Raw genomic sequence first — 22286 nt, 5'->3', positions numbered from 1 at the left:
ATGTCCTTGAAACTCAACAACAATGCCCGATCGCTCCTTGCCACCTCGATCAGCGCCATCGACACCACCGTTCGCGTCCAGACCGGGCACGGCTCCCGCTTTCCGACGATCGAGGAGGATGACGACTGGTTCCCGATCGCGCTCGAGAACGAGCTGGGCGAGATCGAGTACATGCGCTGCACCGGCCGATCGGGCGACGCGCTCGCCGTGCGGCGCGGCCAGGAAGGGAGCCAGCCGCGCGCCTACACCGCCGGCGATGCTGTCGAGCTGCGCCTGACGGCCGCCGCCGCCGCCGAGCTGGCCGGCCGGGCGATCACGCTGCCGCTCATGTCCGTGGCCCCGGCCGTCATCGTCACCGTGGAGGATTAATGTCGATCCGCATTTCCTCGTTCAGCGGCGAGATCCCGCGCCTCCTCGGGCGCCTGCTGCCGAACAACCACGCCCAGCTTGCCCAGAACACGAAGCTCGAGAATGGCGGCCTCGTCCCCATCCGGCGCGGCCGCTACGTCCAGCGCCTCGAGGAGCCCGCCCGGACCATCTACCAGTTCAATGATCGCTGGTTGAGCTGGCCGCTTCGCGTGGACGCGCAGCCGGCGCCGATCGCGGCCAATCGCCTGTACTACACCGGCGACGGCGCCCCGAAGATCATGGTGGGCACCGACGTCTACGACCTTGCCTTGCCGGCGCCGACCGGGGCCTTGACGATCGCGATCGAAGGCAGCGAAACACCCGACCCGGACTTGGAGGCAACGATCCTCTACACCTACACGTGGGTTACGGAGTTCGACGAGGAATCCGAGCCCGCGCCGGCAAGCAACGAGCTGCTGTGGAGCGCCGGGCTGAACGTCAGCGTTTCCGGCTTCGCGCTGCCGCCGATCAACCGCCGCTTCAACCGGATGCGGATCTACCGTTCGCAGACGAGTGCGCTCGGCGCCACGGCCTTCTACTTCATCAAGGAAATGCCGGTCCAGACGGCGCCCTGGGTGGACGTGGTGGATGACAACACTATCCAAGAGCAGCTCCCGTCCCTCGAGTATAATGTTCCGCCCGAGGATCTGACCGGGCTCGTCTCCATGCCGAACGGCATGATGGCCGGGTTCGTCGGCAAGCGGCTGTACTTCTGCGAGCCGTGGCGCCCGCACGCGTGGCCGGAAAAGTACATTCTGACGACGGATTTCGAGATTGTCGGGCTCGGCGTGTTCGGCTCGGCGTTGGCGGTGATGACCACCGGCCAGCCGTATATCGTGGCCGGCACGGCGCCGGACAGCATGACCATGGAGCGCCTCGAGGTGAACCTGCCGTGCGTCAGCGCCCAGGGCATCGTCGATCTCGGCTACACGATCGCCTATCCGTCACCGGATGGCCTTGTGGTGGTCAGCACCAGCGGGGCGAACCTCATGACGCGCGAGCTGCTGTCCCGCGATGACTGGCAGCGCCTCAACCCGTTCTCGTTCGTCGCCGGGTCTTTCGCCGGCCGATACCTGTGCAGCTACGGTTTCACCGATTCCAGCGGCATCGAGCAGCGCGGCATCCTGATCGTCGATCTTACCGGCGCCCAGCCGTTCCTGATCCGCGCCGGCGACGATGCCGACGGCATGTTCACTGATCCCAAAACGGGAGCGTTGTACCTGCTGCGCGGCGGGCAGGACATTTACGAGTGGGACGCGCTTGCGATGCCGTTCGGCGAACAAGTGTGGCGATCCAAGAAGTTCGTCTTGCCGGCACCGACCAACTATGGGTGCATCCTGATCGAGGGCGAGGACACTGCGACGCCCGAGCAGCGCGAGACGGCGCGCATCCGCACGGAGGCGGCCAAGGCCCGCAACCGCGAGCTGATCGACACCGACGCCACAGGGGGCGCCATCAACGCCATGCCGATCGGCCGGGTCACGTTCGCCGGCTCGCTCCTCACGCCGATCGAGGAAGGCCAGCCGAGCTTTTCCGCGACCGTCTATGCCGACGGCAAGGCGGTGGCGACGGTCTACAAGCTGAATGAGCCCGTGCGCCTGCCGTCCGGCTTCCTCGCCGGCATGTGGGAAGTCGAGATCCGGGGCAACCAGATGGTGACGGCGATCAGCGTCGTGGGCTCGCCTTCGGAGCTGCAACAGTGACGGCTCCGACCGGCCAGGAATGGCGCATCCTGAGCGAACGCGTGGCAATGCTGTGGGGCGATCGCGGGGACGGCCGCAACAAGGCCATGCGCGCGTCGGAGGGGGATAAGCTCCTCGAGCAGATCGCAAAGCTGCGCGTTACCGGGATCTCGCTGCCAGATCCGCAATCCGAAACCGTGACCGGCGCGCCAACTTCCGAGGATTTCAATAAGTTAGTCGCCGACGTCCACGCCCTGTTCGACGCCCTTGGGAAAATCCTGAAAACCCGCACTTAGCGCTAGGCGGTTGCCCCGATAGCAGCGATAATCTTTCGCGTAATTCCAATGCGCTATCGGACAATGCTAGAAATCGTCTCAAGAGATCAGCCGCGGCTCGTTGCCTGGGCGCAAGCGGTCATCGGATGCCGGTTCTTCCCCGACGCGCAGGCCATCGGCTGGGGCGACGAACGCCGCCTGCGCGCTGTCTTGGTCTACGATTGCTGGACAGAGGCGGACGTGCATATCCATCTGGCGAGCGATGGAACCGGGCGCTTCGGCTCCCGCAGCTTTCTCGCCGCCGCCTACCATTTCCCCTTCGTCACCGCCGGCAAGCGCCGGCTTACCGGGCTTGTGCCGGCATCGAATGCCGCTGCGCTGCGCCTGAACCTGCACATGGGCTTCGTCCGCGAGGGCGTGATGCGGCGTGCCGGCGACGATGGGGAAGACATCATCATCCTAGGGATGCTGCGCGAGGAGTGTCGCTTCATCCCCCGTGAGCACCGAGGAGCATAATCGTGGGCAAGGGTAGCAGCGCACCGAGCGCAGATCCGAATATCGGCATTGCCGCGCTGAAACAGGCGCAGCTTGGTGAGGACTGGCTGTCCATCGCCAAGGAACAGTTCGACGTCGCCAACGAGCGCAACGACAAGCTCGACGCGCTGACCACCGAAGTAACGGCCGACCAGCTCGCCGCGTCCAAGCAGGCGCAGCAGTGGGCGGCGGAGGATCGCTCACGTTACAAGGGCGTGTTCCAGCCGTTGCAAGACGAGTTCATCGAGACGGCGAACAATTGGGACAGCAAGGAGCGGCAGGACACCGTTGCTGCCGAAGCCAAGGCGGACGTCATCAACAACGCGGCCGCCGCCTCCGCGCAGCGCTCCCGCTCGATGGCGGCGATGGGCGTCAGCCCCACCAGCGGCCGCTATGCGGGCGTCGAGCGCGCCGCCGACACAAATACCGCGCTGGCGGCCGCCGGCGCCGAGAACAACGCCCGCAGCACCACGCGCAAGGAAGCGCTGGCCCTCAAGAGCGATGCCATCAACATGGGCAACGGTCTGCCGTCGCAGGCCGCGTCCTCGCTTGGCCTGGGCGTAAGCGCTGGCTCCTCGGCCGTGGGCACCACCGCCACGAGCAACAACGCCTACAACAGTTCGGTGGGCATCCTTCAGAGCGGGTACGGCACCGCCATGTCTGGCTATGCGAGCCAAGCCCAGACGCTCTCGAACCTCTACGGCCAGCAGTTGCAGGCGTACCAGCTCAACCAGCAGAACAGCGGCAGTTTCCTTGGCACGCTGGGCTCGATCGCGGGCACGGCCGCCGGCGCCATCATTTCCGACGAGAACCTCAAGGAGGACAAAGCGCCGGCGAAAGGCGTGCTCGCGGCCGTCCGCGAAATGCCCGTGGAGGAATGGTCCTACAAGGACGGCGTGGGCGACGAAGGCCGCCACATCGGCACCTATGCGCAGGACTTCAAGCGCGCGACCGGCAAGGGCGACGGCCACTCCATCCCGATCGTCGATGCCATTGGCGTCACCATGGGCGCGGTCAAGGAGCTGGACGCAAAGGTGCAGCAGCTCTCCGCCGCCCTGCCCAAGGGGCGCGGGATATCCCGCGAGGCCAAGCCCAAGAGCGCCAGCCGCTCCGTCATCCGCAAAGCAGCGTAAGGAATCACCACATGGTAAGTTTCGGTGTTGGCCTGGGCCAGTTCCTTCAAGGCGCCCAGCAGAGCTACGAAAACGCCAGCAGGCTCCGCACCACGATCGAGGACGGCCTGACCGAGCGGAAGATGCGCAAGGTCGAGAAGGCCGGCCGGGCCGAAGCCGATGCCGCGCGTGAGGCGGACATTTCGAAGGGCATCACCTCCGCGATCGATCCGGCGACGGGCCAGCCCACGTACAAGGTCGGTGACGCCGATTACGGGTTCGACGGGGCGGCCGCGCACGATGCGGCCGCGAAACAGGTGGGCTCATTCACCGACTATTACATGAAAACGGCCGTCCCAAAGCTCGTGGATGGCTACATGCGCGCGGGCAAGCCGCAGATGGCGCAACAGTACCAGACGTGGATGGATACCGCCGGCGCCAAGGAAGGGCTCAAGCATTGGGCCACCGCAGCACGGGCGGCGCACCGGGGCGACACCAGCCAGTTCATCAAGTCCATGACGGCCGCCTACAACACCAAGGGTTACTATGACGATGGCGTCGATGTGACCGGCGGCGAAGAGATCAAGGATAAGGACGGCAACGTCACCGGCATCCGCATGAACTTCAAGGGGGCAGACGGAAAGGCGTACTCGCAGGAGTATCACGGCATGGAGGACGTCTACCGCGATGGCGTCATGGTCATGTCGCCCGAGAACGTCTTCCAGTCCGGGATGGCCGACGTGAAGGCGGCCCAAGCCGCCCGTGCCGAGGCCGCGAAGGCCCGCCGCGACTACGGCTACGATATCGGCAAGGCGAACAACAAGGGCGTCATCGATGATCGGCTCGCTGCCAACGAGCACGTCCGCACCCTGGCGCGCGATGCCATCAAGCACACCTACACGATGGAGGAGGACGCCAACTCCGCCCAGGTCAAGGCCGCCTTCGGTCAGGACACCAAGGCTCCCACCGAGGAGGACGTGCGCAAGGGCCTCGAGAGCATCGCGAAGAGCCTGCGCGAGACGGACCTCAGCTTCTCGAAACTGAGCCCCGACGAACAGTCGGAACGCGTGGTGCAGGAGTACGAGCGCCAGCAAACCGGCGCGCGCGGCCTCATGGGCAGCGGCAGCAACGCCGTCGGCGGCGCCCCCTCGCTCTACTGACCCCTTTCATCGACGAGACAACCCACGTGGCAAAAAGCATCTTTTCGCAGAATCCCTACGACGTCGCGCTCGGTGAAATTGAGGCGGAACAGCCGCCCGTCATCGCAGCAGCGCAGATCCCGCAGCTCAAGGCACCGCCGGCGCCCCGATACCAAGCCCCGACGGCGCCCGGCGGCAGCAGCGGCGGCGGCGGCAAGGTCAACGCGCACGTCAATATCCCGGCGAAGTTCACGCCGATGTTCGAGGCCGCGTCGCGCAAGTACAACGTGCCGGTGAACATCCTCATGGCGCTGGCCGAGCAGGAATCGCACTACAACCCCGGTTCGATCGGCACCCCCACCCAATGGGGCACTGCCAAGGGTATCATGCAGTACCTCGACAGCACGGCGGCTGGCATGGGGATCAACCCCTACAACCCCGCGCAGGCGATCGACGCCGCCGCCAAGCAGCTCAAGCAGCGCCTCGATAAGGGCTACTCCATGCGGGATGCCGTCATGGAGCACCATGCCGGTCCCGATCGGAAGCTGTGGGGCCCGAAGACCCGCACCTACGGCACCGAGGTTCTCGGCCGCGCCGCCCGGCTCAAGGGGGAGCTGGCGCCCGAATATGCGAAGCGCAATGCCACGGCGCCCGGGTCCGATGCGTTCGAGCGCATCATGTCCGTTCCACTGCCCAAGTCGGTGGAGGAACAGCGTGCGCGTGAGGACGCGGCCAACGGCAGGGCGCCAGCCGCCGGGAAGAAGGGTGACTACTTCGGTGCCGGCAATCCGGTGGTGGATTTCGCTTACGACGCTGAGCAGCTTTGGGAATCGGGCGTTGTCGGAGCTGGGGACGCGCTGGCATGGCTCGTTGATAAAATCCCCGGCGTAGGGAAGCACATCACGGCGGCCGTCGATGCCGCTGACCGCTACACTCACGGTGGCAAAGGAAGCAAGCAGCTCAGCGACGAGCACAAGGCGCAGACAGAGCGTTCGCTCACCCCCGCTATGCAGACCGCTCGAAAGAAAGCCTGGGTGGTTGAGCCGGGTGATGACCTGGGCAACGGCGAGAAAGCCAAATCCTGGGCGCTCGGTCCAGCGTGGGGTGATCCGCGCTCATACGCGTCCGGTATTGTCGAATCGCTGCCGGAAACGATCGTCTCGATGGGCCCGGCCCGCAAGATCGCGACGGGCACCTTCGAGTTTCTCATGAGCCGAGGCGCTACCCGCGCGATCGCCAGCAAATGGGCCGCCCGTGCGGCAACGGTCGCGGGCGGCCTGACCGAGGGCCTGTTCGGCGGTGCCCATTCGGCAATGTCGGTGCGCGACGAGATCCTTGCGATGAAGCCAGAGGATCTCGCGCAGTCGGACGCCTACAAGGTGTTGCTGCAACAGGGCATGAAGCCTGACGAAGCGCGCCGTGCCCTGGCCGAGGATACCTCGCTGCAAGCCTTCGTCCTTGCCGGCACCGCCACGGCCGCGTTTGGCGGCATGGGCGACCGTGCTCTATTCAAGATCTTCTCCGGCGAGTTCAAAAGCCGGATTGGTGCGACGCTGGGCGGCGCGGTCGGCGAAGGCTTGCTGGAAGAGCTGCCCCAGAGCGCCCTTTCGAAGATGGCCGAGAACAAGGCCATGCAGACCGTCGATCCCGACCGGCCGCTAACGCGCGGCGCGGCGAACGAGGCCCTTGGCGGACTGGCAGCGGGCGGCCTGATGGGCGCGGGCTTTGGCATCGCCGGCCATGGCGGCCACCACGGCGCCGAAACGGACGAGCACGCTGCCGCTGATCCTGCCGCGCCCGCCGCGCCGGCAGCGGATTCCGATGGGCCCGCCACGCCGACCCCGCCGCCGTCCGGCCCGCTCGGCCGCGCGATGGCGCGCGCGCCGCAGCCCGTCGCCCCGGCTGGTTCGGGCGCGGTTCCCGTGCCGGCGCCCGAGGGCGTCGCCGCCAAGAAGCTGGATCTCGTTGTTGGCAATTCCTCGCACCCGGTGGAACTGGTGGGCGAGACGGATGATGCCGTGTGGGTGAAGAACGCCAGCGGCGAAGAGCTGGCGATCCCGCACGCGGAGCTTGCGCCCGGCGGTTCCGTCCGCCTTGTCGATCCCGCGACCGGCAGCGAGCACGCCAGAGTGGCCCAGCCGGGCCAGCCGGCAGCGGCGCCGGCCACCTCGGAACCGAACAGTGCCGCCGACCTGCAAGAGGGCTTCAAGGCCATCGGCGGGGCCATGGCGGCCAGCCTGATCGATATGTATCACCAGCGCGCCGCCGCCGGCGACGTCAAGGATGCGGCGGGCGCTGCCAGCCCGATCTTGCAGGTTGCCAAGCGGGTCCGCCAGCGCCTTGGCGGCGCCGAGCTGGACCGCGCGCAGATTGAGGCGATCGCCCGAGACGTCGATGCCGTGAACAGCACCGGCGCCGAGCGTCAGGCCGATCTCAGGGCGATCGTGACCAAGCACGCCCCGGAAGTGATCCACCCGCAGACCGGCGAGGTTCTGAGCGAGGAAGCCCCGGCCGCGCCCGTTGAAACGCCAGCGCCAAAGCCAGCGCCCAAACCTGCACCGGCCCCTATCACTGACGGCGCCAGCCTTGTCGGCAAGAGCCAGGCCGAGCTGCGCGACCGGCTCAAGACCCTCTCGTCGCAGGCGCGATCCGGCAACGGCTGGACCAAGGCGATGCTGGCCGAGAAGAAGCGCGTCAGCGCGGCGATCGACGCGCTGACCGCGCAGCCGGTGGCCGAAACGGCAAATAGCGAAATTCCGCAATTGCTACCCGAAAGCACGAATAGCGAGCCCGCGCCCGTCGCCATCGCGGACATGCCGTCGGGCAAATCGATCGTGGTGCGAGGCGTTGCCCAGGACGAAGAGGCCCGGGTTCGTGCCGCGCTGCCCGACAAGGCCCTGCCGCAGTGGAGCGAGAAGGACGGCGGCTGGATCGTCAGCAAGAAACACGAGGCGAAACTCCGCGAAGCCCTGATCCCGCCCACGTCGGCGCCGGCAGAGGTCAGCCCGGCCGCCCCCGCTGCCGAGGAGCCCGGCCGGCCGACCTTGGCACAGGCGGAAGCCGAGGCGGCCACTTCGCCGCACAACGATCGCCCCGAGCCCACCGACGCCCAGAAGGAAGCGGGCAATTACAAGAAGGGCCACGTCGCCATCGGCGGCCTTGACGTCTCGATCGAGAACCCGGCGGGCACCAGCCGCCGCCCCGAATGGCCGCCGCTCAAGCACACATACGGCTATGTGAAGGGCTCCGAGGGTGCCGACGGCGACCACGTGGACGTGTTCCTTGGCCCCAAGGCGGAGGACGTCAGCAAGCCGGTCTACATCGTCGATCAGGTGAACGAGGACGATACCTTCGACGAGCACAAGGTGATGGTCGGCTTTGACAGCGAGGAAGACGCGCGCGCCGGCTATCTCGCCAACTACGAGAAGGGATGGACCGGCCTTGGCGATATCACGCCGATGCCGTTCGACCAGTTTCAGAGCTGGGTGAAGGACGCGGAAGCGACCGCCAAACCGGCCGGAAAAATCGACAAGCCCGCAGGCAAGAAGGCGAAAACCGCGCCCGAGCATGTCCATAACGTGGGCAAGCCGCTCGATCCTGAGAACCGTTTCGAGCCGGTTGCCGATATCTCCAAGACCAAGCGCACCGAGGATCTCGCCGATATCGACCCGGCCGCGATCGTCGATCTCACGATGCCCGTCGATGACTTCAAGGAGGTGACGGACGAGTGGGCGAGCCTGTTTGCCCACCCGGAAAAGGTCGCCCAGGCGGACAAGCGCGCCCTCGAGGAGGGCCGGATCTCGCTGGACGAAGCGCACGCCCGCATCGAGGGCTGGAAAGAGCACGTCCGCCTCCAGGGTGAAGAGCACCGGCAGGCCAATAGCGACAAGACGATCCTGTCGCTGTTCGACTATACCGGCGAGTGGAGCCGCCCCTACGAGGAGGCCGGCTACAACGTGATCCGCTTCGATATCCAGCACGGTCAGGACGTGATGGACTTCAGCGTGGAGTGGTTCAACGACAACTACGATTTCGGCGAGGTCTACGGCATCCTTGCCGCGTGCCCCTGCACGGACTTCGCATCGAGCGGCGCCCGGCACTTCGCCGGCAAGGATGCCGACGGCCGCACGGAAGCGAGCAAGGAGCTGGTGTTCCAGACCCTCCGCACGATCGAGTATTTCCGCCCGAAGTTCTGGGTGCTCGAAAACCCGGTGGGCCGCATCGAGCGCCTGACCGGCCTGCCGCGCGCCCGCATGACGTTCAACCCGTCGAGCTTCGGCGCTCCCTACACCAAGAAAACGATGCTGTGGGGCAAGTTCAACGGCGAGCTGCCGCTTGCGCCAGTGGAGCCTACCGAGGGCTCCAAGATGCACCGCCTCTATGGTGGCAAGTCGCAGGCCACCAAGAACGCCCGCAGCGAGACGCCCGAGGGCTTCGCCTACGCGTTCTTCATGGCGAACAACTTCGGCGATGCGGACCCGGTTGAGCGCACGGCCGACGACTTCCCCGAGGCATCGGGTGCCGTGCGTTCCGCATTCAAGGCGGGCATGAGCGAAGACGAGATCCGAGCCGTCCTTGAGCGCCCCTATGGCGATTACGAGTACGACGAGGCCCGTTCCGCGCTCCTCAAGGCCGTGGCCGCCAAGGGCGGAAACAAGGCTAAACCGCGTGACCGTTCCGTGGCGATCATCATGGACCCCGGCGCCGGCACCGTGAAGGCGGTTCCCGTGGGCCCCCAGAAGGCGGAAGCGGCGGCCGCGCAGGCCAGCCCGCCGTCCGCGCGCAAGCCGGACGCGAAGAACCCGAACCCTTACGTCCGCAACGGCGACAAGGCGCGTTTCGCCGAAAAGGTGGGCTACCTGGGCGGAGATCCGGCCGACACCTACATCGTCGAGAGCGTCGGCAAGAAACAGGCGTTCTTCAAGAACGACCGCACCGGTGGCTCTTCGTCCCTCCAGAATTGGGAGATGAAGCGCGCGCTCGCGGCCGGGCACCTGACCGTGGAGCCGCGCACGGAAGTGGCGCCCAAGGCGAAGAAGCCCGCGCAGGCCGAGCCCACGCCTGCCGAAACCGCACAGGCCGATCGCTTCGCCGGCAACAAGCTGTTCACGGCCGATAAGGTCGAGGCCGCCCGGGCCCGCCTGCGCGCCAAGATGAGCCAGCTCAACAGCGGCGTAGATCCCGAGGTGCTGATTGACGGCATGACGATCGCCGGCGCCTACATCGAGGCCGGCGTGCGCAGCTTCGCCGAGTTCGCCGGCGCCATGCGCTCCGACTTCGGCAAGAAGATCACGCCCTATCTCCTGTCGTTCTGGGAGGGCGCCCGCAACTACCCGGGCCTCGACAACAAGGGCATGACGTCGCCGGCCGAGGCTGCGCAGCAGCACGCCCAGCTCGTGGCTGAGGGCCTGCCCGCCGAGGAGCGGCACGCCCTGGGAACGGAGGTAGCCGCTCCGAAGGCCAAGGCGAAGCCGGAGAAGGCTGGCGGCGCCCGTATCTTGCGCAGCGATTGGCCGGCCGACCATATCGACGGCTGGACCCCGATCGAGGGCGGCGCCAACCAGCCTACCGATTACGGCCTGAAAGGCGGGCTCAAGGACGCGTTCTTGTCCGATGCCGTCGCCTATTTGCGCGCCACCGCTTCCACCCTAGCCGGGCTCGGTTTCGAGGCCCACGCGGGCGCCAAGGGCAAGGCTGGCAACCCCGTGTCCCGCAATGACGCGGGCCCGGCCGTGTCGGGCGACGTGTTCCTGACCATGACGCACCCCGTCACCGGCGCGAACGTCTACGTCACCGTGGGCGCAAGCGCGATGCGCGGCGCCGTGCCGACGAACCGCGCCGGCGTTTCGCTGATGTACCGCGTCTCCAACAAAGCCGGCGACAAGTACGGCACCGGCAGTGTAAACCGTTGGGCACCTATCGACCTTACGGCCGCCGACCTTTCCGAGCTGATCGCGAAGGAAGCCGGGGGCAGAGCCCAGGAGCTTGCACGCGATCATGTCCCAGCACCTCACGAAAGCGGACGTAGCATCAATCGAGGCCGAGTATCGTCGGTACAAAGCGGAGGACGTCAGCGAGACGATACCGCTGCGAGACCGGATCTTGGCGAGCTGGGAACAAGACAGTCCGAAGATGTGGGCGAATCTTCAAGCCTTGGGACTGACGGAGAAGATGGCGTTCGTGGTGCAGGAGCGCATGTGGCGCCGGAAGCACGGGCTGGTGAAGCTCGGATATCCGGTGACGGACGCTCGGGAGATCGCGGAGCGAGAGGAGCTATTCATGGAGGCAGAGACGTCGGAGGTCGAGAACAGCGATCTGCCGGTCGAACTGCAGGAAGCTTCCCCGTATACTCAGGATCTTTGGCGGCGGATGATGAAACGTCTCGCGATGCTAGCGGACTAGACCTATTTTCGGGCCACGACGAAAAACCCCAAGCCGATAAGCCGCGTGTAGATCCGGCGCAGATCGCGCCAGCATTACCGGCCGATCCGAGCCCGACACGCGCCGGCTCGGGCAACTTCCACCTCGCCAACCCCCTCGAGATCGTGGGCGGCGGCCCGGTTGCGCGCTTCGATCGCAACCGCAAGGCCCTCGAGGTCTACAACGAGATCCGCGATGCCGGGCGCGCCGCGACCGCCGAAGAGCAACGCACGCTCGCCGGCTACCTCGGCTGGGGCAGCTTCGGGCAAGAGCTGTTTCAGGGCACGTGGGACCGCCCCATGCACAAGGACGGCTGGGACGAACGCGGCAAGTGGCTGCGCGACCACATGGGCAAGGAGGAGTGGGAGAGCGCCCAACGCTCGATCACCAACGCCCACTACATCGATCCGCCGACCGTCATGGCGATGTGGGCCATGATGCAGCGCATGGGCTTCAAAGGCGGCCGCGTGCTCGAGCCCTCCATGGGGATCGGCAATTTCTTCGGCATGATGCCGGCTGAGCTGGCCGGGCGATCGCAGCTTGCCGGCATCGAAATGGACAGCCTGACCGGCGGCATGGCCCAGCTTCTCTATCCTGACGCCAATATCCGCGTCATGCCCTACCAGAAGTCGCAGACCCCCGACGGGTTCTATGACCTCACGATCGGGAACTGGCCGTTCGAGAACACGGTGATCGCCGATCGGCGCTATGACCGTCTCTCGCCGCTCCTGCATGATTACTTCTTTCTCAAGACCCTCGATCAGGTGCGCGCCGGCGGTATCGTCATGGGCATCACGTCGTCGGGCTCGATGGACAAGAAGGCGACCGGCATCCGCCGCGAGCTGGCGAAGAAAGCCGAGCTGGTGGCCGCGTTCCGCCTGCCGTCCGGCGCCTTCGCCGAATATGCCGGCACCAACGTCGTCACCGATATCATCATCCTGAAGAAGCGGGCCGAGCCGAGCAGCCTCGCCGATGGCGCGGGATGGATCAACAGCGTCCCGCACGTGACGCCGGGCGGCGAAGTCTCGATCAACGAGTATTTCGCGGCGAACCCCAGTCACGTCATCGGCACGATCGACTTCGGCAGCGGCACCACGCGCGGCCGGCCGGGCATGATAGTCCACCGCCCCGCCGACATGGCCGAGCACCTCAAGCGCGTCATCGATGCCGTTCCCCAGGGGATCTACACCGCTGACGCCCAGGCCAAGCACATCAGCTTCGTGGCGAACCACACCGCCGATCGCGAAGGCGCGTTGACGTCCACCAAGGATGGCCTGTTCGTCGTGCGCGGTGAGCATCTGGCGCCGGCCGCCCAGGTCCGCGCCTTCACCGTGAAGGACGCCAAGAAGAACGAGCAGCGCGTGGATCAGCTCGAGCGGCTGGTGGACATGCGCCAGAAGTATGCGGCGCTGATCGAGGCCGAGCGCGCCGGCGACGCCACGGCCGCGCGCAAGGCCCTTGCCAGCGCCTACAGCAGCTTCACCAAGGATCACGGCAAGCTCGCCGACAGCTTCGGCCTCGGATATCTCGAGAAGATCGACGATCCGTTCTATCCCGCGCTCGCTGCGCTGGAAATCGACGGGAAGCCGGCCACCATCCTTTCGCGCAGCACCACGCGCGGCGCCCCGTCGATCGAGAACCCGTCGATCGCCGAGGCGTTCGTGCTCGAGCGCAATGCCAGCGTGAACCCCTCCGTCGCCGCGATCGCCGAGCGCGCCAACAAGCCGGCGGCCGAGGTCAAGGCGGAGCTGATCGATTCGGGCGCCGTGTTCGAGCTGCCGAATGGCGACGTGATCCCCTCCGACATGTACCTCTCCGGGAACGTGCGCGAGAAGCTGCGACAGGCGAAGGCCGCCGTCGCCGAGGGGATGGAGCACCTTGCCCGCAACGTCGCCGCGCTCGAGAAGGTGGTTCCAGCCGACGTCCCCTATTTCAAGATCGAAACCCAGCTTGGCGCCACCTGGGTATCGCCCGAGACTTACGGCCAGTTCGTAGTCGAAATGCTGGGCCTGCCCGACGCGAAGGGGGTGGAGGTGCGCTATAATGACGGCCGCTGGACCGTCCGCATCGAGGATCGCGCCAAGAACCGGCCGGAAGCGCGCACCGGGTACGGCACGGGCGAATACCCGTTCCAGCGTCTCGTCAACGCGGCCTTCTCCAACCAGTCCGTCACGATCCGCCGCCGCGACAGCGAGGGCAACCAGTACGTGGACAATGCCGCCACCGAGGAGGTGAACGGCAAGATTGCCGAAATGCGGACCAAGTTCGGCGAGTGGCTCTGGAGCGACCCCGAACGCCGCGTCGCCGTGGAAGCCGAGTACAACGAAACCCGCAACGCCTTCGCCACGCCCAAGTTCGACGGGTCTTTCCTCCGGTTCGAGGGCATGGCCCTTAGCCTGGGCAATGGCCCGTTCGATCTCCGCCAGCACCAAGCCGATGCCATCTGGCGCGCGCTTGTGTCGCGCCGATCGCTCAATGCCCACGAGGTCGGCACCGGCAAGACGTTCACCATGGGCGGCATCGCCGTGGAGAGCCGCCGCTACGGCATCGCCAAGAAGCCCCTGATTTTCGCCCACAACGCCAACAGCAAGAGCGTCGCGGCCGAGATCCAGATGATGTATCCGGCGGCCAAGCTCCTCTACATCGACAACCTCACACCGCAGACGATCGACGTGAAGATGCGCCAGATCGCGAATGACGATTGGGACGCGATCGTTGTCCCGCACAGCCTGATCGATCGCTTCTCGTTCCAAGAGGAAACGCTCATGGCGATGGCGCGCGAGGAGATCGCCGCGCTCGAGGAGGAAGCCTATCTGGCGGCCGACGAGGACGGCGCCACGATCGACAAGGACATGTGGGATGACCCGGAGGCCCTCAAGCGCCTCCGCTCGCCCACGGCCAAGGAACTGGTGAAAATGCGCCAGCGGATCATCGAGACGATCCGCAAGCAGTCGAACCGCTCTTCGCGCGAAGGCGCCATCTCCTTCGAGGAGCTGGGCGTGGACATGCTGATGGTGGACGAGGCGCACGAGTTCAAGAAGCCGCCGATCAGCACCCGCATGAAGATGAAGGGCCTCAACACCCAGACGTCCGACCGCTCGATCGCGCTTTCGTTCCTGACCCGGTACGTGCGCGCCAACAATGCCGGCGGCAACGTCCACCTCTTCACCGGCACCCCCGTCACGAACACGCTGACGGAAGTGTTCCACATGATGCGCTACATCATGCAGGAGGAAATGCAGGCCGCCGGCGTCGATCAGTGGGACGGCTGGTTCGGCAGCTTCGCGCGCGAGGTCATGGACGTCGAGCAGAACGCGGCCGCCGAGTACGAGGCGGTGACGCGACTGGCCGGGTTCATCAACGTGCCTGAGCTGCGCCGCATGATCGGCCAGTACATGGACGTCGTGTTCGCCGAGGACATGCCGGAAATGCAGCCCCGCCGCACGGCGAGCGGCAAGACCATGGCCGATGAGCTGACCGAGGCCGAGCGCGCGGAGCTGCTGAACGGCCGCACTGAGGGCGCCAAGGATCGGCCGTACAAGAAGGTCATCAACGTCACGTCGGATCTCACCCCGCAACAGAAGGTGATTTTTGAGGAGCTGCGCGGGTACGCCCGCCGCTGGCGCCAAATGACCGGCAAGGAGCGGAAGGACGCGATGGCGGCCGGCTCGCCGGAATCGCCGATCATCACCGAGGGCCTTGCCGCCAAGGCATCGTTCGACGTGCGCCTGTACGATGGGGAGGCACTGGCCGGCCGCGAGGGGCAGGCTTTCGACGATGAAGGCTCCAAGGCATCCCGCATCGTCGCGAACGTCAAGGAGATCTACGAGAGCCACCCGCTCGCCACCCAGGTTATCTTTGCCGAACAAGGCTTCTCCACGCGCGTAACCCGCAGCATGGGCCGGAACGACGACGGCAAGAAGGTGACGCGCTCGATCCCATCGTTCTCGACGATCCGCGATATCGTCGCGCGGCTGGAAGCCGCCGGCATCCCGCGTGAGCAGATCGCCCTTGTGGATGGCAGCACGTCGAAGGATCGCCGAAAGGAGATCGCGAGCGCCATGAACGCGGCGAAGATCCGCGTCGTGATCGGCTCGACGGCGACGCTGGGCGTGGGCGTGAACATGCAGAAGAACCTGCGCGCGATGCACCACATGGACGCCCCGTGGATGCCGGGCGACCTCGAGCAGCGCAACGGGCGCGGCCAGCGGCAGGCGAACCAGTGGAATACGGTGCTCGAATATCGCTACCTGACCGACCGCCTCGACGGCCGCCGCTGGCAGGTTCTGGCGATCAAGCAGCGCTTTATCACCGCGTTCCTCAAGGCGGACGATAGCGCCCGCGTCATCGAGGGCGAGGCCGCGTCCGACGAGCAGAGCGATATCCTGACGTCGTTCGCCGAGGCGGCCGGCGATCCGCGCATCCTGATCCGCGAGAAGCTCCGCAAGCAGCTCGAGGGCGCGCAGCGGCGCGAGCGGCTTTACACCCAGGGCATCGCCAACGCGCTGCGTCAGGCCCGCTCGATCGGCAACGTGATCGGGGAAACCCAGGCGGAGCTTGGCGAGATCGACAAGCGCGGCACGGTCGAGACGATCGGCAAGCTGATCTCCGACAATGCCGGCAAGTCGTTCTCGATCGACGTCCAGGGCAAGACGATCGATTCGCGCAAGGATGCCGACGAGGCGATCCAAGAGTGGGCCGCGTTCAACCTGCGCGTCGGCGACGAACCCCAGCGGATCGGTTCGTTCGGCGGGCACGACTTGCTCGCCGGCTGGCCGTCGCGCGAGGAACGCCCCGTCCTGCGCATGGTTATCGACGGCAAGCCGTTCAACGGCGCCACCGTGCAGGGCCTCGAAACGTCGCTGCGCAAGTTCGCGGCCGATATCGAGCGCAAGCGTACCGGCATCGCGGACATGGAAGCCACCATGCGGCGCCTCAAGGCCGTGGCCGACGAGCCGTTCCACATGGCCGGGGATCTCGAGCGCTACGAGAAGGCGCTGGGCGACCTTGAGGACGATATCGCCGCGAACCCGGTGCCGCCGCCGGCATGGCTGCGCGCCGGCGCTCCGATCGATACGGGCGTGTTCTGGAAGGGCAAGGAGTTCACCGTCACCGGCCACCGCTGGACGGACGACGGCTGGTTCGTGGTCGCACAGGACGAGCGCGGCTCGCTGACGATTCCGTATCAGGAAGCCAAGGACGCACAGGGCATCAACCTCTACGAGGCCCGCGACTTCGAAACGCCCGAGCTGGTCAAGCCGGGCAAGGAGGATACCGCGCAGGGCACGCCCGAGGACGAACCGGCCGCGCACAGCATCGGCACCCCGTCAGGTGGCGGTTTCACCAGCGCCAAGGGGCTGCGCCAGCACCTTGAGGAATCGCGCCTCGGGAAGGCGATCGCCAAGCTGATCGACGCCGGCAAGATCGTGCTCCACGACACGGCGGCAACGCTTCCGGGCAACGTGGGCAAGACGATCGGGCGGTACAGCCTGCGCAACGATCCTTTGGCGCGCGCCTTCCTGACAGGCCCGGTCGTAGCTTCGATGAAGGGTGATGAGGTGCCGGTGGGCAACGCTGGCGAGCTGCGCCGGTGGGCCGCCGGCTACTTTGCCGATAAAACCGGCAGTGTGGTCGAGCACCCCGAGCTGGGCGAAATCAAGCTGGATGGCCGCGCAGCCAAGGATTCGCTGGGCCATGGGTTCGGTGCTGCCAAGGCTCAGGGGCTGTTCCTGCTGCCGGATGCGCTCAGACAGGCCCGGGTCTTGGCGGAAGAATCCAGGCAAGACGGCCAATCCGGGTTCGTGCTGGCCGCCCCGGTCGATATCGACGGCCGCCATCACGTGCTGACGATGGTGGTGAAGCGCACGGACAACCGCACTGGTCTGTACGTGCATGAGGTGCGGGTGACTGAGGAGGTGGTCCGGGATGCCGCCATCATTACCGCCGTCCCAGCCGAAGCTGGTCAATCTCGGGGCAGCTCCCGGACCGTCACGAACATACTACGGGAGGTGTTCAGGGTCAACGAAGCCGCCGGCGACGACGCCCCGGGTAATCAATCACCTAGGAAATCGACTACCCAATTAGAAACTCCCCCTATTAATTCGGTCCAAGGTATGACCACGGCCGACGGCACGATCCACCTCGTCGCCGACAAGCTCACCAGCCGCACCGCATTGCCCGTGCTTCTGCACGAAATGTTCCACTCGGGCGTGCGCGGGCTGATCGGTGACACTGCGTGGCGGAGCACCCTCGATCGGCTGGGCGTGATGTATCGCGCGGCCGCCGGGCGTGAGGGCAGCGGCGAGCGTGCCAACGCCCCGTTCTGGGCCAAGGCCCTGCGCCGCGTGGAGGCGGCGCAGCCGTTGCCAGGGCAGGAAGTGGAAGAGTTCGCCGCCTACGCGGTCGAGAACCAGGCTCTCGCGCCGGCTGGCGTGCGTGCCTTGGTGGATCGCCTCATCGGCGCCGTGAAGGCGTGGGCGCTGCGCCGCTTCGGCCGCCAGCTCGGCCAGATCTCGCCGGCCCAGCTTGAGGCCCTCGCGATCGCCGCGCTTCGATCGGGCTCCAACACAGCGCGGGCGGCTGGCGCATCGAGCATCGACACCGGCCCCGCCGGGGTTCCCGAATCGGTGGCCGACGCGATGCTGGCGCTTGCCGAGAACGATGACCTGTTCTCGTACCCACGCTCCGACGCCACGACGATCGAGCAGGCCATGACCGACCTGATGCCGGGTGTGCGCGTGATCGGCTCTTTCACCGATATCGACGAGGTGGCCGGCGGCCCGTTCGAGGATATGTGGGAGGAGCACAAGCCCGACCGCATGAGCGTGTTCGAAACGGAGAGCGGCAAGCGCTTCTATGCGTTCGAGCGTAACGACCGGGTGTGGATCGACGTCAGTCGGTTCACCCAGGGCGACTACGGGAGCCGGGTTTACATGGCGACTGCCGAGTATGCCTTGAACGCTGGGAAAGTGTTCATCGGCGACCCGGCGGGCCTGAGCGACAATGCCCTGATCCGTCGCACGGATATGATGCTGTCGATCGCGCTCAAGCACAGGACGACGGACCATATCGCGCCGCATCCGCGCCAGCTCGAGGGCGATAAGTCGCTCAAGGTGCCGCCGCTCGCGTGGCGCGATGGGGACTTCTATGCTAACGTCCGCGCCCTGATTGGAGCTAGCCTTGAGTCTCTCGCCCCCTACGTCCCCCTCATCGAATCAGCCCGATACGACGTGGGATCGCGAGCCTTCCGCACTCGTTCAGGCAAGCCCCTTGCTGATGATGCTGTGGCGCGAGCGGCTGGAAACGCCCGAAGTGCTGGAAGATCGAGCACAGGGAGCCGAACGGTTAAAAGAGCTTTGCTGCTCAATTCCCTTCTACGCGAGGAAGGCGGCGAGGCGACCCGACTACTGGAACGAGCTGTATTCGGCGGGCCCGAAAGCGTTTTCTCGCCTGCCGTAGAAGACACGTTCTACAGCCGCGTCATTCCCAGCGAAGAGGACGTGGATCTTGCGACGCCCGGGCTGATCCATAGCCTCGTAACGAAAGCCATGGACAGCAAGGCCAGCGTGCTTTCCGTCGTGCCGCTCCGCCCGCTGCTGTCGGAAATGGGCGCCGGGCTCCCGGCCGCGCAGGAATACCTGCAGCACAAGCAGGCGATGGATGCACACCGCGACAAGTGGCACGCCCGCGCCGATCAGACCGCCCAGCCGTGGCTGAAGTTCCGCGTGCTCCACAAGGCGGAGAACGTGAAGCTCATGGACCTGATGCACGAGGCGACGCTTGCCAACGTGGATCCGGCAAAGCCGTTCGTCTCGTCGCTTACCGAGCTGGACCGGAAGATCCTTGCCCAGGGTTCCGATACGCCCGGGTACGACGTCGCGGCCAAGAAGCTGGCCGGCGACAAGATCCGCGAGCAGGATCACCAGCGGCTTGGCGTGAAATGGGACGCGCTGCCGGCGCAGGCGAAGCGGATCTACAACGAGGTCCGCGACACCTACACGGCGCTGGGCCTCGAGTTCGAGCAGACCCTTTTGGACAACCTGTCAAAGGCGCTCGATATCAAGCTCAAGCAGGCATACCGAAAGTACAACGTGGAGATGGACCGCCTTTCCAAGTCGGACCTGACCTTTGCGGCCGCCCAGAAACGTCTGGAACAGGCCGGCGCGGAGCTGGATGAGGCGAAAAAGCTGCACGGCTGGACCAAGGGCGCCCGCATGTCGCGTCTGCGCGCACTGTTCGAGACGAACAAGCTGCAGGGCCCGTACTTCCCGCTGTCCCGCTTCGGCAATTTCTTCGTCACCGCCAAGAATGCGGACGACGAGGTTGTGACGTTCTCGCGCTTCGAAAGCCCCCGGGAACAGGCCGATTTCGCCAAGGAAATGCGCAGCGCTGGGCACAATGTCGAAATCGGCGTGCTCGACGACGGCGGCGCGCTCCGGGCGCAGGTAGATCCGCGCTTCGTGGCGGCCGTGGAAGGCATCCTCGAGGATTCCGACGCACCGGAGAGCGTGCGCGATTCGGTCTGGCAGCTCTGGCTTGAGACGATGCCCGATATGTCGGTGCGAACGAACCGCATCCACCGCAAGGGCCGCGCCGGCTTCAACAAGGATGCCCTGCGCGCCTTCGGCAACCACATGTTCCACGGCTCCCACCAGCTCGCCCGCCTGAAATATGCCTTGGACATGGACGAGGCGCTTGCGGTGGCGCGGGATCAGGCCAAGACCCTGCCGGACCCGGTACGGGCTGGCCTGCTGGTCAACGAGATGGGCCGCCGGCACCAGTTCATCATGAACCCCACCGGCGGCGCGATCGCCCAGGGCGTGACCTCGGCCGCGTTCGTCTACTACCTGTCCACCAGCCCGGCGGCCGCGATCGTCAACACGGCGCAGACGGCCATCATGGGCGTGCCCATCCTGGCCGCCTACCATGGCAAGGCGGGCGCCGGCGCCGCGCGGGCCTCGGCCGAGCTGGCGAAGGCGCTCAAGGACTTCGCTAGCGGCAAGGGACACGTCGCCAAGGGCGGCACCCTGACGGCCGACGAGCGTGACGCGATCGAGGAAGCCTACGAAACCGGCCTGATCGAGCGCACACAATCGCATGACCTTGCCGGCGTCGGCGAAACCGGCGTGAAGTACAGCCCCGTCCGGGCGAAGATGATGGGCGCGATCTCGTGGGCGTTCCACCACACCGAACGCATGAACCGCGAAGTCACGTTCCTTGCGGCCTACCGCATGGCACGGAAGAAGGGAGAAGGCCGTGAAACCGCGATCGACACGGCCGCGCGCCTCACGTGGAAGATCCACTTCGACTATCAGAACACCAGCCGCCCGCGCGTCATGCAGTCCGATACGGCCAAGGTGCTGTTCGTCTTCCGCAACTTCCAGGCCAACATGCTATGGCGCCTGTTCCGCGACGCCCACCAGTCGGTGAAGGGGGCGAGCCCCAAGGCACGCAAGGAAGCCATCACCCAGCTCGCCGGAACCACCGGCATGATGATGCTGTCGGCCGGTGTCCGGGGCACGTGGCTCTATGGCATCGCCATCATGCTCGCCGGGCTGCTGTTCGGGGACGATGCCGAGGACAAGTTCAAGAAGGGAATGATCGACGCTCTCGGCCGTCGCCTGGGCGGCATGGCGCTCAACGGCGTGCCGGGGGATCTCCTCGGCATCGACCTCTCGAACCGCATCGGTATGCCGGATCTCTGGTTCCGCAGCCCCGATCGCGAAATGGAGGGCGCGGCCGAGTTCGATTATTGGGCCATGCAGAACCTTGGCGCCGGCGTGGGGATGCTCCGCAACGGCTGGCTGGGCGCCAGCCAGATCAAGGAAGGCCACACCGAGCGCGGCATCGAGACGATGGCGCCGAAGTTCGCCAAGGATCTCATGCGGGCAGCGCGCTACATAACGGAAGGCGCCACCACGATTACCGGCGATCCGATCATGGAAGAAATGTCGCCCATGGCCGCGCTCAAGCAGGCCCTTGGCTTCACCCCGGCCGAGCTGGCCGAGCGCTACGAGCGCAATCGCTCGATGAAGAACCACGAGCAGCGGATCTTGGACGATCGCAAGTCGATCATGGCCGACTACGACGAGGCCCAGCGAGCGGACGAGGACACGTCCGCGATCGAGGAACGCCTCGAGCGCTTCAACGAGGAGAACCCCGACTATCCCATCACACCCCGGGGGATGATGCAGTCCATGCGATCGCGGGCGAAGATGCGTGACCGGAAGATCGGCGGCGTGTCGCTCAACCCGAAGCTGTCGGAACGCTTGAACGAGGAAGCACCCCCGCTAATTTATGGGCAATGAAAATAAGATCGAAGAGGGCTGGAGCGGCCGTCATTCTCGTGCATGTTGCAAACGGTGATGAGAGCGGTGTTGCGGCCACTGACGAAATCGTCGGAATTCTGGGGGGTAACCTAGAAATGTGACCGCAACAAAGCAAAGTTAACCATAGCTTAACTTTTGTCAACACGGTTATTTACATGTCTTAATGGCCTACTTATCCTGCAATCGATTTTCCAGTTTCTCTTCCGTAAATGCAGGGTGTCAATGCCGGTCTTGGTGATTGAAGTGTGGGAAGATTGCGAAGGTAACCAATTCGTCGCACCCGTGAGCTTGGAAAACGACGTTGTGCGTACGTCAGCTTTTGCCGATGCGTCGCTCGTTTACTCATTTCGAGCGAGCTCAGATATAGACTGTCTTCAACGTGTCGCGC

7 protein-coding genes are annotated in these 22286 nt (G+C 65.7%); all 7 read left to right on the top strand.

What is annotated here, in order from left to right; translation table 11 throughout:
• The 7 genes from EDF57_RS15670 (at position 1) to EDF57_RS15640 (ending at position 21877) form a co-directional block, all read left to right on the top strand.
• On the top strand, positions 1 to 369 hold the full coding sequence (locus tag EDF57_RS15670) for a hypothetical protein (protein ID WP_208324883.1): 369 nt from the start codon (positions 1 to 3) through the stop codon (positions 367 to 369).
• On the top strand, positions 369 to 2111 hold the full coding sequence (locus tag EDF57_RS15665; protein ID WP_134094952.1) for a hypothetical protein: 1743 nt from the start codon (positions 369 to 371) through the stop codon (positions 2109 to 2111). Before EDF57_RS15670 ends, EDF57_RS15665 begins: the two co-directional genes overlap by 1 nt.
• Positions 2108 to 2386, top strand: a complete 279-nt coding sequence (locus EDF57_RS15660; RefSeq protein ID WP_134094951.1) for a hypothetical protein — start codon at positions 2108 to 2110, stop codon at positions 2384 to 2386. Before EDF57_RS15665 ends, EDF57_RS15660 begins: the two co-directional genes overlap by 4 nt.
• Positions 2387 to 2449: 63 nt before the next feature.
• Entirely contained in the window at positions 2450 to 2881 is a 432-nt protein-coding gene (locus tag EDF57_RS15655; protein WP_134094950.1) for an N-acetyltransferase, read from the top strand.
• A 2-nt stretch (positions 2882 to 2883) separates the two neighbouring features.
• Positions 2884 to 4032, top strand: coding sequence for a tail fiber domain-containing protein (locus tag EDF57_RS15650; protein WP_134094949.1), 1149 nt, complete (start codon positions 2884 to 2886; stop codon positions 4030 to 4032).
• A gap of 11 nt (positions 4033 to 4043) precedes the next feature.
• Positions 4044 to 5171, top strand: coding sequence for a hypothetical protein (locus EDF57_RS15645; protein WP_134094948.1), 1128 nt, complete (start codon positions 4044 to 4046; stop codon positions 5169 to 5171).
• Between the two features lie 26 nt (positions 5172 to 5197).
• Positions 5198 to 21877 carry a PLxRFG domain-containing protein gene (locus tag EDF57_RS15640; RefSeq protein WP_134094947.1) on the top strand — a complete coding sequence of 5560 codons (16680 nt, stop codon included), beginning with the start codon at positions 5198 to 5200 and terminating at the stop codon, positions 21875 to 21877.
• The last annotated feature ends 409 nt before the right edge of the window (positions 21878 to 22286 follow it).

This window comes from Novosphingobium sp. PhB55, from assembly GCF_004368805.1.
Lineage (GTDB): Bacteria > Pseudomonadota > Alphaproteobacteria > Sphingomonadales > Sphingomonadaceae > Novosphingobium.
This window is presented reverse-complemented; position numbering and strand designations above follow the sequence as displayed.

Excerpts from the sequence above, each read along its gene's own strand:
- EDF57_RS15670 (WP_208324883.1), top strand. The coding sequence starts at position 1 with ATGTCCTTGAAACTCAACAACAATGCCCGATCGCTCCTTGCCACCTCG.
- EDF57_RS15665 (WP_134094952.1), top strand. The coding sequence starts at position 369 with ATGTCGATCCGCATTTCCTCGTTCAGCGGCGAGATCCCGCGCCTCCTC.
- EDF57_RS15655 (WP_134094950.1), top strand. The coding sequence starts at position 2,450 with ATGCTAGAAATCGTCTCAAGAGATCAGCCGCGGCTCGTTGCCTGGGCG.
- EDF57_RS15645 (WP_134094948.1), top strand. The coding sequence starts at position 4,044 with ATGGTAAGTTTCGGTGTTGGCCTGGGCCAGTTCCTTCAAGGCGCCCAG.